The organism is Streptomyces sp. NPDC096152, from assembly GCF_044763235.1.
GTDB lineage: Bacteria > Actinomycetota > Actinomycetes > Streptomycetales > Streptomycetaceae > Streptomyces.
Genome location: NZ_JBIWFW010000001.1, coordinates 689012 through 702287 on the forward strand (window position 1 = coordinate 689012; position 13276 = coordinate 702287).

General features: G+C 74.6%; 13 protein-coding genes. 5 read left to right on the forward strand and 8 right to left on the reverse strand.

From position 1 onward, the window contains the following. Nucleotides 1-81 precede the first annotated feature (81 nt). Nucleotides 82-741, reverse strand: coding sequence for a class I SAM-dependent methyltransferase (locus tag ACIQ9G_RS03020; protein WP_403605361.1), 660 nt, complete (start codon nucleotides 739-741; stop codon nucleotides 82-84). Between the two features lie 104 nt (nucleotides 742-845). Next, nucleotides 846-2585: an MFS transporter gene (locus tag ACIQ9G_RS03025; protein WP_403605364.1), complete on the reverse strand. Its 1740-nt coding sequence runs from the start codon at nucleotides 2583-2585 to the stop codon at nucleotides 846-848. A gap of 347 nt (nucleotides 2586-2932) precedes the next feature. Between ACIQ9G_RS03025 and ACIQ9G_RS03030 the strand changes: the two genes are divergently transcribed. Further along, entirely contained in the window at nucleotides 2933-3055 is a 123-nt protein-coding gene (locus ACIQ9G_RS03030; RefSeq protein WP_403605367.1) for a hypothetical protein, read from the forward strand. 209 nt (nucleotides 3056-3264) lie between these two features. On the opposite strand, the gene ACIQ9G_RS03035 is transcribed toward ACIQ9G_RS03030, so the two are convergent. Beyond that, complete coding sequence (locus ACIQ9G_RS03035) at nucleotides 3265-3897, reverse strand: response regulator (protein WP_403606750.1); 633 nt, start codon at nucleotides 3895-3897, stop codon at nucleotides 3265-3267. 5 nt (nucleotides 3898-3902) lie between these two features. After that, nucleotides 3903-5375, reverse strand: coding sequence for a sensor histidine kinase (locus ACIQ9G_RS03040; RefSeq protein ID WP_403605370.1), 1473 nt, complete (start codon nucleotides 5373-5375; stop codon nucleotides 3903-3905). Between the two features lie 439 nt (nucleotides 5376-5814). Between ACIQ9G_RS03040 and ACIQ9G_RS03045 the strand changes: the two genes are divergently transcribed. Continuing rightward, the gene (locus ACIQ9G_RS03045) at nucleotides 5815-6672 is read left to right on the forward strand and encodes a MaoC/PaaZ C-terminal domain-containing protein (protein WP_403605373.1); all 858 of its coding nucleotides are present in this window, start codon (nucleotides 5815-5817) and stop codon (nucleotides 6670-6672) included. A gap of 197 nt (nucleotides 6673-6869) precedes the next feature. Here the strand turns inward: ACIQ9G_RS03045 and ACIQ9G_RS03050 are convergent, their stop codons facing one another. Beyond that, a complete protein-coding gene (locus ACIQ9G_RS03050; protein WP_403605376.1) occupies nucleotides 6870-7028 on the reverse strand; it encodes a hypothetical protein in 159 nt (52 codons plus the stop codon). A gap of 104 nt (nucleotides 7029-7132) precedes the next feature. After that, on the reverse strand, nucleotides 7133-8464 hold the full coding sequence (locus ACIQ9G_RS03055) for a hypothetical protein (RefSeq protein WP_403605379.1): 1332 nt from the start codon (nucleotides 8462-8464) through the stop codon (nucleotides 7133-7135). A 196-nt stretch (nucleotides 8465-8660) separates the two neighbouring features. Here ACIQ9G_RS03055 and ACIQ9G_RS03060 point away from each other — a divergent pair, with 196 nt between their 5' ends. The 3 genes from ACIQ9G_RS03060 to ACIQ9G_RS03070 are packed head-to-tail and all read left to right on the forward strand — an operon-like array spanning nucleotide 8661 to nucleotide 11737. Then, a complete protein-coding gene (locus tag ACIQ9G_RS03060) occupies nucleotides 8661-9578 on the forward strand; it encodes a Nif3-like dinuclear metal center hexameric protein (RefSeq protein WP_403605382.1) in 918 nt (305 codons plus the stop codon). Beyond that, complete coding sequence (locus tag ACIQ9G_RS03065; RefSeq protein WP_403606752.1) at nucleotides 9575-10318, forward strand: zinc ribbon domain-containing protein; 744 nt, start codon at nucleotides 9575-9577, stop codon at nucleotides 10316-10318. The genes ACIQ9G_RS03060 and ACIQ9G_RS03065 overlap by 4 nt, the downstream gene beginning before the upstream one ends. A 60-nt stretch (nucleotides 10319-10378) precedes the next feature. Further along, nucleotides 10379-11737 (forward strand): bifunctional RNase H/acid phosphatase, encoded by a 1359-nt coding sequence (locus ACIQ9G_RS03070; protein WP_403605385.1) that lies wholly within the window; start codon nucleotides 10379-10381, stop codon nucleotides 11735-11737. Here the strand turns inward: ACIQ9G_RS03070 and eda are convergent. After that, nucleotides 11712-12365, reverse strand: a complete 654-nt coding sequence (gene eda, locus ACIQ9G_RS03075; RefSeq protein WP_403605388.1) for a bifunctional 4-hydroxy-2-oxoglutarate aldolase/2-dehydro-3-deoxy-phosphogluconate aldolase — start codon at nucleotides 12363-12365, stop codon at nucleotides 11712-11714. The two genes, ACIQ9G_RS03070 and eda, sit on opposite strands and share 26 nt — an antisense overlap. A gap of 78 nt (nucleotides 12366-12443) precedes the next feature. Then, nucleotides 12444-13244: a peroxide stress protein YaaA gene (yaaA, locus tag ACIQ9G_RS03080; protein ID WP_403605391.1), complete on the reverse strand. Its 801-nt coding sequence runs from the start codon at nucleotides 13242-13244 to the stop codon at nucleotides 12444-12446. Between the last annotated feature and the right edge of the window lie 32 nt (nucleotides 13245-13276).

A 13276-nucleotide genomic window follows, 5' to 3' on the forward strand; every position in this document is an offset into this window, starting at 1 on the left:
TCCGGTGCGAGCCGGTCACCCGGGCCCCGTGCGGTGCGAAACCGGGGCCCCATAGGGGCGGGGCGCGGCCGGGGGGAAGGCTCAGGAGGTGCGGACCGGCTCCCGCGTTCGCCGCAGGACGCGCAGCGAGCCGGTCGCCGGGAGCTCGGTGAACTCGGCCGACTCCAGGGCCCGGAGGTAGACGCGGTACGGGGCCTGGCCGGTGAACTCGTCCGCCGGGTCCGGGAACACGTCGTGGATGACGAGGAGGCCGCCCTCGGCGACATGGGGCGCCCAGCCCTCGTAGTCGGCGGCGGCGTGCTCGTCGGTGTGGCCGCCGTCGACGAACACCAGGCCGAGCGGGGTGTTCCAGAACGCGGCGATCTGCGGCGAGCGGCCGACCAGCGCCACCACGTGCTCCTCCAGGCCCGCCCGGTGCAGGGTGCGCCGGAACGTGGGCAGCGTGTCCATCAGGCCGATCTCCGGGTCGACCGTCTCCGGGTCGTGGTACTCCCAGCCGGGCTGCTGCTCCTCGCTGCCGCGGTGGTGGTCGACGGTGAGCGCGGTGACCCCGGACTGCCGGGCCGCGTCGGCCAGCAGGATCGTGGAGCGCCCGCAGTAGGTGCCGACCTCCAGCAGCGGCAGCCCGAGCCGTCCGGCCTCCACGGCGGCCGCGTACAGCGCGAGCCCCTCGTCGGTGGGCATGAACCCCTTGGCGGCCTCGAACGCGGCCAGGGTGTCCGGCTTGGGTGCCGCGGGCATGGGGGTCCTTCCGGTCGTACGTGCGTGAGGTGCCCCATGCTGCCGCACCCTCTGCCGGCGGGGCGACGGAGGGTGCGGGTGGTGTGGGTCTCAGGCGCGGGCGCTCACGCGGTGACCGTCTCGCCCGGCAGGGACAGGTCCAGGTCGACCGGGCGGTCGTCGCCGGTGTGGGTCGCCGAGGAGGCGTGCGGGCCGTGCCCGGTGGCGCGGGCGGCCAGCACGTAGGGGCCCTCGGCCGGGACGGCGAGGGCGTAGCTGCCGTCCGCCGCGGAGAGCGTGGCCCCCGCCTGGCGGCCGCGGCGGTCGATCAGCGTGACCTTGGCGCGCGGGACCGGCGCCCCGTCGGCGCCCAGGACCCGCCCGCGGAAGCCGCGCAGCACCTCCTGCGCGCGTTCCAGGTTGGCGTCCTCCTCGCTGCTCGCCCGCAGCTGCGGCCGCGCCGACCGGTTCGGGCTCGGCAGGCACAGGGCCAGGACCAGGCCGAGGGCCACGGCGGCCGTCGCGATCAGGAAGGAGACGCGGAAGCCGTGCATCGTCGGGACCGCCACGCCGCCGACGGGGTGCGCGGTGTTCGCCAGCACCATGCCGATCACGGCGCTCGACACCGAGGTGCCGATGGACCGCATCAGGGTGTTGAGGCCGTTGGCCGCGCCGGTCTCGGAGGCCGGGACCGCGCCGACGATGAGGGCGGGCAGGGACGAGTACGCGAGGCCGATGCCCGCGCCGAGGACCACCGAGGTGACCACCGTCTGCCAGGCCGCGTCCATCAGGCCGAGGCCGCCGCCGTAGCCGGCCGCGATGACCAGCAGACCGAGGATCAGGGTCAGCTTGGGGCCGTAGCGGGTGGACAGGCGGGCGTAGAGCGGCGCCGTGAACATCATCGTCAGGCCCAGGGGGGCCACGCACAGACCCGCCTCCACCATCGACCGGCCCAGGCCGTAGCCGGTGGCCTCGGGGAGCTGGAGCAGCTGGGGCAGGACGAGCGAGACGACGTAGAAGCTGACGCCGACCATGATCGAGGCGAGGTTGGTCAGCAGCACCTCGCGGCGGGCGGTGGTGCGCAGGTCTACCAGCGGGGCCTTGAGGCGCAGCTCCAGCACGCCCCACAGCAGCAGTACGGCGAGGGCGGCGGCGAACATGCCGAGCGTCCTGCCGGAGGACCAGCCCCAGTCGCTGCCCTTGGTGACGGGCAGCAGGAGCAGGACGAGCCCGGCGGACAGGCCGAGCGCGCCGAGCAGGTCGAAGGAGCCCCGGGCGCGCATCGGGGACTCGGGTACGACGAGGAGGGTCAGGACGATGGAGAGCACACCGAGGCCGGCGGCGCCGTAGAAGAGGGCGTGCCAGTTCGCGTGCTGGGCGACCAGGGCCGCCGCGGGCAGCGCGAGGCCGCCGCCGACGCCGATCGAGGAGCTCATCAGCGCCATCGCCGAGCCGAGCCGCTCGCGCGGCAGCATGTCCCGCATCAGGCCGATGCCGAGCGGGATGGCGCCCATCGCGAAGCCCTGGAGCGTACGGCCGACGATCATGGGCAGCAGGGTGCTGGTGAACGCGCTGACCAGCGCGCCCACCACCATCACCGCGAGGCTCGCGATCAGCATCCGCCGCTTGCCGTACAGGTCGCCCAGGCGGCCCATGATCGGCGTGGCCACCGCGCCCGAGAGCAGGGTCGAGGTCAGCACCCAGGTCGCGTTGCTGGGCGCGGTGTCCAGCAGTTGCGGCAGGTCCTTGATGACCGGGACGAGCAGGGTCTGCATCACCGCGACAACGATGCCCGCGAAGGCGAGTACGGGGACGAGTGCCCCGCTCGCGCTCAGCGCGGGCCGGTCGGTCGTCGTGAGCGTCATGAAGTGGGGCCTCCGGGCCGGGGAGAGGGGTCGGTGATCAACCGTGCGGGTAGCCCTCGGTGAACCCCGTACGTCCGGGCGCCTATTCCGATGCTTTGGCGTACTAACGATTTCTTGACCGTTCCGCAATGTCCTGACGCTGCGTCAGCTCTTCGGCGGTACGTCGTGCGGCGTTCGGCCGTACGGACGTCCCGCCGTGCGGGTCGTATCCGCACGGGATACCCATGACCTTTGCGGCCGGCCGATCACCCCATGTGCCTGAGTCGGCGCTGTGAGCTCGCGGCCGTGCTCGCGTCCTCGACAGACAAGGAAGCCCGTCCATGAAGTCCTAGGTGCGCCCGTGCGGTGTGTCCGCCGCGCTCGGCCTCGGGCTGTGCCTGGTGGCGCTGCCCGCGGCGTCGGCCCAGGCTCAGGCCCGGGTCCAGGTCCCCTGCGACGTGACCGCTCTGCGGAACGCGATCATCGACTGAGCCCAGGACGCGCCACCCCGGCGTCCACTCCGGCCCTTCCCACCGCACCACCGTGCGCGGGGGCGGGCCGGCCCCGATCGGGTGCCGGGGGGCCGCACGGCGGCGGCGCCGTCCCGTCCGGCGCCGGGGCCTCCGGCGGCGGTGCGGTCCCGGGCACGGGGACCGGGGCGGCGGGTCCGAACGCCCCGTCGGCGTCCGCCCACGGCTCCCTACAGCCACCCCTGCTGCCGTGCCTCCCGCATCGCCTCCATGCGATTGCGGGTGCCGGTCTTGCCGATCGCGGCGGACAGGTAGTTGCGGACGGTGGACTCCGACAGGTGCAGCCGGGCGGCGATGTCGCCGACCGTCGCGCCGTCCGCCGAGGCCTTCAGCACGTCGCACTCCCGGCCGGTGAGCGGGTTGGGCCCGGCGCTGAGGGCGGCCGCGGCGAGTGCCGGGTCGACCACCGTCTCGCCGGTGAGCACCCGGCGGACGGTGGCGGCCAGTTCCTCCACCGGGCCGTCCTTGACCAGGAAGCCCGCCGCGCCCGCCTCCATGGCGCGGCGCAGATAGCCGGGCCGGCCGAAGGTGGTCAGGATCACCACCCGGCAGTCGGGCACCTGCTCACGCAGGTCGGCGGCCGCGTCCAGGCCGCTCCTGCCCGGCAGTTCGATGTCCAGCAGGGCCACATCGGGCCGGTGGACCCGCGCGGCGTCCACGATCGCGTCGCCCGCCGAGACCTGGGCGACGACCTCCATGTCCTCCTCCATGCCGAGCAGGAGGGCGAGGGCGCCGCGCATCATCCCCTGGTCCTCGGCGAGCAGGATGCGGACGGGCTGGGCGGGCCGGTGGTCCCGGGGCATCTCGTTCACGAGTCAAGGGTAGGGAGCGGACCCGAGCCGATGCCGTCGTCCGGTCGTGCGGAGTGACGGCCGGTGCTGGGAGTCACCTCGCGCCGGGCGCTGTGGAGCGTGGGCCGGGCGAGTTGCTCCGCCGGCTCCGTGGACCGGGCCAGTCGCTCCTCCGGCCCCCTGGACCAAACGAATTGTTCCTCGGGCCCCGTGAAGTTCGCCGCGTCCACCGGGAGTTCGGCGGTGACCGTGAAGCCGCCGCGCGGCGACGGGCCGGCCCGCAGGGAGCCGCCCGCCGCCGCGAGGCGCTCGGTCAGGCCCTTCAGACCGGTGCCGCCGATGCCCGGCGGAGCCGGGGCCGGGGCGGAGGTGGAGGCGGGGGCGGGGGTGCCGTCGCCCCCGCCGTCGTCGGCGGCTTCGAGCCGGACGCGTTCGGGCGTGCCGTCGACGGTGATCTCGCAGCGGGCCGCGCCACTGTGGCGTACGGCGTTGGTGACCGCCTCCCGCACCACCCAGCTCAGCAGGGCCTCGGTCTGCGGCGTCAGCGGCGGCCCCGACCGGCGCACGACGGGCTCGATGCCGGCCGCGGTCAACGCCGAACGGGCCCGGTCCAGTTCGGTGCTGAGGCTGCCCTCGCGGTAGCCGGTGACGGCCTCGCGGATCTCGGTGAGCGCCTGCCGACCCACGGACTCGATGTCCGTGATCTGCGTCAGCGCCGCCCCCATGTCGCGCGGCGCGAGCCGCCGGGCCGCCTCCGACTTCACCACGATCACCGACAGGGTGTGCCCGAGCAGGTCGTGCAGGTCGCGGGAGAAGCGCAGCCGCTCCTGCTCCACCGCGCGCCGGGCCAACTCCCCGCGGGCGGCGCGCAGTTCCCGTACCGCCTCGGAGAGGGACAGGATCGCCGCCGTCACCATGGTGGAGATCCAGGTCGCGTACGCGATGCCGATTCCGTCCCAGCCGTCACGGGCGCAGCTGACCCCACCGGCGAGCGCGGCCACCGCCAGACCGGCGTAGCGCAGGTGCGGGCCGCGCAGCACGGCGCCCGTCGCCAGGCCCAGCAGTGGGAAGAACAACTGCCAGTTGCCGCCGTAGCCGGCCGCCAGCGCGCAGGCGGCCGCCGCCAGCAGGCCGAGGGCGACCCGCGTCGACGCCGCGTTGCGGCAGCGTGGGTGGAAGGCGCGGAAGGCGATGTGCACGTAGAGGGAGTTGAAGACGAGCAGACCCAGGGCACCGATCCACGGGTTGGGCGTCTGGCCCCGGAAGATGTTGGAGAGGGCGCCCATTCCCATCAGCAGCCACGGCAGCAGGCTGAAGCCGTTGGGCGGCGGGCCCGGGTTCTCGGCGGCCCTGCCGGCCTTGCGTTCTGCCCGCCACTCGGCCATGAGACGCCGCTTCTCCTCCGCGCGGCGGCGCCGCCCCTCCCGCATTCGCCGCAGCGTCGACCGCGACTTCTCCCTCTGCTCTGCGATGCCACACGTCCAGGACATGTCCTCTTCCCCCGGATTTCCCCGAATTTCCCCGATGTCAGACAATGCCCGCGCCGCGGCGGTACGACAGGGCGGCGTACGAACCGAAACGCGAGCAGCCAGGCGGTCGGCACGAGGATCGCACCGAGGGCCCGCGGTGTCCCGCCCGGCTGCGGCCCGTCCCTCTTCGCCATGACCACGACGCTACGAGGTCCCGGGCCCCGCCCGGCAGATGCGCTTGTCCCCTCTCCGGCAGGACAAATGTCACGGCCGACCGGACCGTCCCGCCATTTACCTGACGCGGTGTCAGCAGCCTTCACAACCGGCGGGCTCTGGGCTATACAGAGGGCGCCGACTGGAACGCGTTCTAGAAGTGTCGGGTTCCGCGGCATCGTGACGACCTCGGTGCGGCCGACGGTGCGGACGGCAGCGCCGGGGTCTTGAGACCGTCAGGAGCCCCATGCCCATCGACGCAGCCAAGGCCCTCGCCGCCGAGCCCCGGACCGGCGAGATCTCCTGGACTCCCAAGGACGTCCAGCTCTACCACCTCGGCATCGGCGCGGGCGTCCCCGCCACCGACCCCGGCGAACTGCGCTACACCCTGGAGTCCAGGCTGCACGTCCTGCCGAGCTTCGCCACCGTCGCCGGGGGCGGCTCACCCGGCGTGATCAGTGGTCTGTCCATGCCCGGTGTCGAGGTCGAACTCGCCCGGGTGCTGCACGGCGGCCAGGCGCTGACCGTGCACCGGCCCCTCCCCGCGCGTGGCACGGCGACCGCCACCAGCCGGATCGTCGCCGTCCACGACAAGGGCAGGGCGGCCGTCCTCGTCCTGCGCACCGAGGTCACCGACGCCGACGGGCCGCTGTGGACCAGCGACGCCCGGATCTTCGTCAGCGGGGAGGGTGGCTGGGGCGGCGACCGCGGCCCCTCCACCCGCCTGGCGGAACCCACCGGCGCACCGGACCGGACCGTCGAGCGGCCGATCCGCGAGGACCAGGCCCTCCTCTACCGGCTGAGCGGCGACTGCAACCCGCTGCACGCCGACCCCGACTTCGCGCGGCTCGCCGGGTTCGACCGGCCCATCCTGCACGGGCTGTGCACCTACGGCATGACACTGAAGGCCGTCGTCGACACCCTGCTCGGCGGTGACGTGACCCGGGTCCGCTCGTACACCACGCGCTTCGCCGGGGTGGTGTACCCGGGCGAGACCCTGCGCATCCGCATGTGGCGGCAGAAGGGGGCCGTGCGGGTCGCCGTGAGCGCAATCGAGCGGGACGACGCGCCCGTCCTCGACGACACCGCCGTCGAACACACCTGAACCGCCCGGAGGTGGTACGCCACAACCGCCGGAGGGACCGTCAGCCTTCGTCACCAGGGCGGGCCGCGCCGGAGGGTGGAGAAGTTCGCGTCCGTCGAGGTCCTCGGCCCGCGCCGCGCACAGCGCGACAACGGCGAAGGGTCCCGGACTTCCAGGAAGTCCGGGACCCTTCGCCGTCTGCTGTCCGCTGTCCACCGTCAGGCGGCCGCTCGGACCTCCCCGCCGGGCTTGCGGTGGCGGCCGCTGGGGGCCGTCTCGCCGTCCTGGGACGAGACCGGACCGCGGTGCCTGCCGTGACCGGTGGCCTCCTGGGCGCCCTCGTCGGGCAGCGGCTGGTTCGTGCTGGCGTCGTTCATCGGAAGAATTCACCCCGTCAACATCATCTTTCGTACAGCCGGGCGAGTCTAACCGGCACACCTCGGGCGAAATCCAGGCGGCCACGCCGACCGGCACGACTTCGTTACCTGCTCGCCATACGGTCCGTCAGAGGCGCCTCCCGCAACGGCACCGGGCGGGGCGCGACAGGTTCCGGCGGCAGCGGTCGCGCCGCCGCTGCGGGTTCGGCGTCCGGTTCTCCGCCCGGACAAGGGCCCGTCCCGTCGCCCGAGGCCGACGTCCGCGCGGCGCCCGCCCCGGCGCCTTCGCCGGCCCCGGCATCGGAGGGCTCCCCTGCGTCCGGGAGGCCCCCACCGGACGGCTCCCCGGCGCCGGACGGCTCCCCATCCCCGCCCGCGGAGCCCTCCCGCGCCGCCGGGTGCGGCGACGCCTGCCCCAGCGGTGCCTCCCACGCGGCCACCCCGCAGGGCACCGCCTCGGTCGCGTACGGCAGTCGCAGCGCCCCGTCCGCGGTCCACAGCCCGGCCCCGGTCAACCACCCCTCGGGCGCGGGCAGATGGACCACCCGCCGCCCGGCGGGGCGCCACACGCCGACCCAGCTGCCGAGGGCGCCGTCACAGCGCAGCGCCACCCCGCACTGCTCCGGCGTCAGTACCTGCCCCGGCTGGATGGCGAACGGGGTCACCACGCAGTCCGGCAGCCGCAGGCACTCCGGGAAGCGCACCGGCAGGGTGCTGCCGAGGACGCCCCAGCCCAGCCGTTCCTCCCCGGGAGAGGGCGCGTCCGAGCGGATCAGCAGCAGCCCGCTGTCCGGGTCGGCGAGCAGCAGCCGGTCGTCGCTGTCGGCCGTGATCTGCAGCAGGGGCGACACCGCGCCGTCGCGCCCGAGGTCCACCACGACCGTCTTGGTCCGCCCCAGGACCTCCCGGTCCAGGGCCAGCATCCGTCCCGCGCGGTCCAGCCAGACCCCGCCCGAGCAGTGCCCCGGCACCTCGGCCACCAGCTCGGGACCCAGGGCGCCGCCCACCACCAGCCACACCGCCGTGGAACGCCGGCCGACGGCGAGCGCGTAGGCCCGCTCGCCGTCGGGCGCAGGGGGCAGCAGCCGCAGGCCGGTGTCCTCCGGGCACTCGACCGCGCCGAGCGGCAGCTCGCCGGTGCCGGGGCCGGTCGGATACAGCAGGGAGAAGGCGTGCCGCCCGGCCGTCGGCCGCCGGATGAGGACCCGGCCGTCGGCCATCGGCTGCACCTCCGTACCGGCCTCCTCGGGCTGGTCGCCGGGCAGCAGCACCGTGTAGGGCTCGGGGCCGTCCAGGGTCCAGCGCTCCGGGTAAAGGGAGTCGCCGCTGCGCGCGAGCCGGGCCGCGTAGGCTCCGTCCGCCGTGATCGTGCAGCCTGCCTGCGGCGTACCGCCGTGCTCGTTGTCCGCCGTGGGTTCGATGGCACAGGCCGTCATCGTCGGTCACCTCCGGTGACGACGCTAGTTTTCGTCGGTGCGGCGGCAGGAGCGGCGGGCGGCGGCTTCACACATAAGTGTGGAGCAGAAGCGATTCTGCTGAGGGGGTGGAGACGTGTGTGCTGGACGCGCGCGCCCCGGGCCGGGGCGACGGCACCGGTTCAGCCGCGGAGATCGGCCAGGTAGCCTTGCACCCGTGCCCCGTCTGTCTGAAGTCATCGCCGCGCTGGAGAACCTGTGGCCCGCCGAGCGGGCCGAGTCCTGGGACGCGGTCGGCACCGTCGTGGGCGACCCCGACCAGGAGGTCACCCGGGTCCTGTTCGCCGTCGACCCCGTCCAGGAGATCGTCGACGAGGCGGTGAAGCTGGGCGCGGACCTGCTGGTCACCCACCACCCGCTCTACCTGCGCGGTACGACGACGGTCGCGGCCTCCACCTTCAAGGGCCGCGTGGTGCACACCCTCATCAAGCACGACATCGCGCTGCACGTCGCGCACACCAACGCGGACACCGCCGACCCGGGCGTCTCCGACGCCCTCGCGGGCGCGCTGGACCTGCGGGTCGTACGGCCCCTGGTGCCCGACACCACCGACCCGGAGGGCCGCCGCGGCCTGGGCCGCGTCTGCGCGCTGGACCACCCGCTGACCGTCCGCGAGTTCGCCGCGCGCGCGGCCGAGCGGCTGCCCGCCACCGCGCAGGGCATCCGCGTCGCCGGCGACCCGGAGGCCCTCGTCCGCACGGTCGCCGTCAGCGGCGGCTCCGGCGACAGCCTCTTCGACGCCGTACGGGCCGCCGGCGCCGACGCCTTCCTCACCGCGGACCTGCGCCACCACCCGGCCTCCGAGTTCATGGCGGCCTCCGCCCACAGCCCCCTCGCGCTGCTCGACGCGGCGCACTGGGCCACCGAGTGGCCCTGGTGCGAGCTGGCCGCAACCCAGCTCGACGAAATCTCCGACCGGCACGGATGGGACCTGCGCGTGCACGTCTCCGCCACGGTCACCGACCCCTGGACCGCCCACGCGGCATCCATCGCCACCGCCCGCCCGTCGCCCGCCACCACCCTTCCAACGAGCGCTTCGCGCACCCCTTCGAATGCCCCGGGAGCCCCCAACTGAATGCCGCGCCCGCCGACCAGATCCGACTGCTCGACGTCCAGGCCCTCGACGTCCGCCTGCAGCAGCTCGCGCACAAGCGGAAGTCCCTGCCCGAGCACGCCGAGATCGAGTCGCTGACGAAGGATCTGACGCAACTGCGCGACCTGCTGGTGGCCGCGCAGACCGAGGAGAGCGACACCGCCCGCGAGCAGACCAAGGCCGAGCAGGACGTGGACCAGGTGCGCCAGCGCGCCGCCCGCGACCAGCGGCGCCTCGACTCCGGCGCCGTCACCTCGCCGAAGGACCTGTCGAACCTCCAGCACGAGATCGCCTCGCTCGCCAAGCGCCAGGGCGACCTGGAGGACGTCGTCCTGGAGGTCATGGAGCGCCGCGAGTCCGCGCAGGAGCGGGTCGCCGAGCTGACCGAGCGGGTCGGCTCCGTGCAGTCCAAGATCGACGACGCGACCGGGCGCCGGGACGCGGCCTTCGAGGAGATCGACGGCGAGGCGGCGTCCGTGACCAAGGAGCGGGAGGTCGTCGCCGGCTCCGTCCCCGCGGACCTGCTCAAGCTGTACGACAAGCTCCGCGCGCAGCAGGGCGGCATCGGCGCGGCGAAGCTGTACCAGCGCACCTGCCAGGGCTGCCGCCAGGAGCTCGCCATCACCGAGCTGAGCGAGATCCGCGCGGCCGCCCCCGACACGGTCGTACGCTGCGAGAACTGCCGCCGGATCCTGGTGCGCACCGCCGAGTCCGGCCTGTAGCCGGGCGCGCGGTCGGTGGTCGGGCGGTAGGGCGGTAGGGCCGGTAGGGAGCGGTACGGCGTGCGGGAGTTCATCGTCGAGGCGGACGGCGGGTCGCGGGGCAACCCCGGGCCCGCGGGTTACGGGGCCGTGGTGACCGACGCGGCGACGGGGGAGACGCTGGCGCGGGCCTCCGAGTACCTGGGCACCACCACGAACAACGTGGCCGAGTACCGGGGCCTGCTGGCCGGCCTGCGCGCCGCCCGCGAACTGGACCCCGCGGCACGGGTGCACGTCCGCATGGACTCCAAGCTCGTCGTGGAGCAGATGTCGGGCCGCTGGAAGATCAAGCACCCCGGCCTCAGACCGCTGGCCACGGAGGCGGCCCGGGTCTTCCCGCCCGACCGGGTCACCTACGAGTGGATCCCGCGCGACCAGAACAAGCAGGCCGACCGCCTGGCCAACGAGGCGATGGACACGGGGACGTCACCCGGCACCGGTGCGCCCGTCGCCGGTGCGGATGCCGGGGCTCGTGCCGTCACCGGCGGGGATGCCGGGGCCCGAGCAGCGGCCGACGTACATGCCGAACCCGCCGCCGCCACCCCCGCGGGCGCCGGGGCTCGTGCCGTCACCGGCGGGGATGCCGGGGCCCGCGCAGCGGCCGACGTACATGCCGAACCCGCCGCCACCCCCGCGGGCGCCGGGGCTCGTGCCGCCAGCGGGCCGGGCGTCGAACCCGCCGCCCCCACCCCCGCCGGCGCCGATGTCAGGGCCGCGCGGGTCGTCGCCTCGCCCGGGTGGGCGCCCGCGGATCTCGGCGCTCCCGCCACCTTCGTCCTGCTGCGGCACGGCGAGACCCCGCTGACCCCGCAGAAGCGGTTCTCCGGAAGCGGCGGGACCGACCCCTCCCTCTCCGCCGTGGGCCGGGAGCAGGCCGAGCGGGTCGCGGCGGCCCTCGCCCGGCGCGGCACGATCCAGGCCGTCGTCTCCTCGCCCCTGGCCCGCACCCGCGAGACCGCCGGCATCGTCGCCGCCCGACTCGGCCTCGGCGTCACCGTCGAAGAGGGCCTGCGCGAGACGGATTTCGGCGCCTGGGAGGGGCTCACCTTCGCGGAGGTCCGCGAGCGCCACCCGGACGACCTGAACGCCTGGCTGGCCTCCCCGGAGGCCGAACCCACCGGCGGCGGCGAGAGCTTCGCCGCGACCGCCGTCCGGATCGCCGCCACCCGCGACAAGCTGGTCGCCGCCCACGCCGGCCGTACGGTCCTGCTCGTCACGCACGTCACCCCGATCAAGACGTTCGTCCGCCTGGCCCTCGGCGCCCCGCCCGAGTCGCTGTTCCGCATGGAGCTGTCGGCGGCCTCGCTGTCGGCGGTGGCGTACTACGCGGACGGCAACGCGAGCGTCCGGCTGCTCAACGACACCTCGCACCTGCGCTGAGCCCCGCCGCCTCGCGGGCCAGCCGCTCGATCCGGGACCAGTCCCGCGCGGCCACCGCGTCCGGCGGCAGCATCCAACTCCCGCCGACACAGCCGACGTTGGGCAGCGCCAGATACGCAGGCGCGGTGTCCGGGCCGATGCCCCCGGTCGGGCAGAAGCGGGCCTGGGGGAGCGGGCCGGACAGGGACTTCAGATAGGCGGTGCCACCGGCCGCCTGGGCCGGGAAGAACTTCATCTCCCGCACCCCGCGCTCCAGCAGCGCCACCACCTCGGTCGTCGTCGACACCCCCGGCAGGAACGGCACCCCGGACGCCCGCATCGCGTCCAGCAGGGCGTCCGTCCAGCCGGGGCTCACCAGGAACCGTGCCCCGGCCGCCACGCAGTCCGGCACCTGGCCCGGCGAGATGACCGTGCCCGCGCCCACCACCGCGCCCGGCACCGCGCCGGCGACGGCCCGTATCCCGTCGAGCGCGGCCGGCGTCCGCAGCGTCACCTCGATCGCGGGCAGCCCGCCGGCCACCAGCGCCCGGGCCAGCGGCACCGCGTCGGCGGCGTCGTCGAGGACGACCACGGGCACGACGGGGGCGAGATCGAGCACGGAGAACGGCGCGGGCGCGGGGGAGGGCATGGCCGTATCCTGCCCATGCCCTTCATCCTGCGCAAAGGTCGTTGCATATGCTGCAACGCGCCTAAGGTGTCAGCCGTGTCAGTGGATCTCCGTCACCACCACGTCCAGCGCCCACGGCCTCCCCGCCTTCGCGGGCGGCTCCGCCTCCACCGCGTACCCGAGGTCGTGCAGCGCCTCGACCAGCTCGGCCGGGTCCTTCGGAGCGGCCCCCTCGGTCAGCAGGCCGCGGACGATCCGGCCCTTGGTCGCCTTGTTGAAGTGGCTGACGACCGACCGCTTCTCCACGCCGTCCACCATCTGCGCGTGCAGCACCCGCACGGTCGCCGTCCGGCCGGCGACCTCACCCTTCGGCTTCCAGGCGGCCGCGTAGGCGGAGGACCGCAGGTCCAGCACCAGCCCGCCGCCGGCCGCCTCGGGCAGCACCGAGGCCATCGGCGCGTGCCAGTACGCTCCCAGCGCCCCGATCCCCGGCAACCGCACCCCCATCGAGCAGCGGTAGGACGGGATCCGGTCGGTCACCCGGACGGCACCCCACAGCCCCGAGAACACCAGCAGCGACCGCGCCGCGCGCTGCTTGGCGGCCGTGTCGAGGGAGGCCAGGCCGAGGGCGTCGTAGAGCACCCCGGTGTAGATCTCCCCGGCGGGGCGCGCGCCCGCCGTGCGCAGCTCCGCGTTCTTGGCGACCTCGCCGCGCAGGCCCTCGCTCAGCCCGAGCACCTCGCGGGCCTTGTCCTCGTCGCCCGTGCACAGCTCGACCAGTTCGCCGAGGACGGCCTCCCGGGCGGTGGCGAGCCCCGGCAGCGACAGCGCCTCCGGCCGCAGGGGGGCGCCACGCCCGGAGGAGGCCTTGCCTTCGGACGGCGGCAGCAGGACAAGCACGGGGTCACTCCTTCTGTGGGACTCCGCGCCAG

Bases quoted from the DNA above. Each gene is read 5' to 3' on its own strand.
- ACIQ9G_RS03020 (WP_403605361.1), bottom strand. From the start codon at position 741: ATGCCCGCGGCACCCAAGCCGGACACCCTGGCCGCGTTCGAGGCCGCC.
- ACIQ9G_RS03025 (WP_403605364.1), bottom strand. From the start codon at position 2,585: ATGACGCTCACGACGACCGACCGGCCCGCGCTGAGCGCGAGCGGGGCA.
- ACIQ9G_RS03035 (WP_403606750.1), bottom strand. From the start codon at position 3,897: ATGCCCCGGGACCACCGGCCCGCCCAGCCCGTCCGCATCCTGCTCGCC.
- ACIQ9G_RS03040 (WP_403605370.1), bottom strand. From the start codon at position 5,375: ATGTCCTGGACGTGTGGCATCGCAGAGCAGAGGGAGAAGTCGCGGTCG.
- ACIQ9G_RS03045 (WP_403605373.1), top strand. From the start codon at position 5,815: ATGCCCATCGACGCAGCCAAGGCCCTCGCCGCCGAGCCCCGGACCGGC.
- ACIQ9G_RS03050 (WP_403605376.1), bottom strand. From the start codon at position 7,028: ATGAACGACGCCAGCACGAACCAGCCGCTGCCCGACGAGGGCGCCCAG.
- ACIQ9G_RS03055 (WP_403605379.1), bottom strand. From the start codon at position 8,464: ATGACGGCCTGTGCCATCGAACCCACGGCGGACAACGAGCACGGCGGT.
- eda (WP_403605388.1), bottom strand. From the start codon at position 12,365: ATGCCCTCCCCCGCGCCCGCGCCGTTCTCCGTGCTCGATCTCGCCCCC.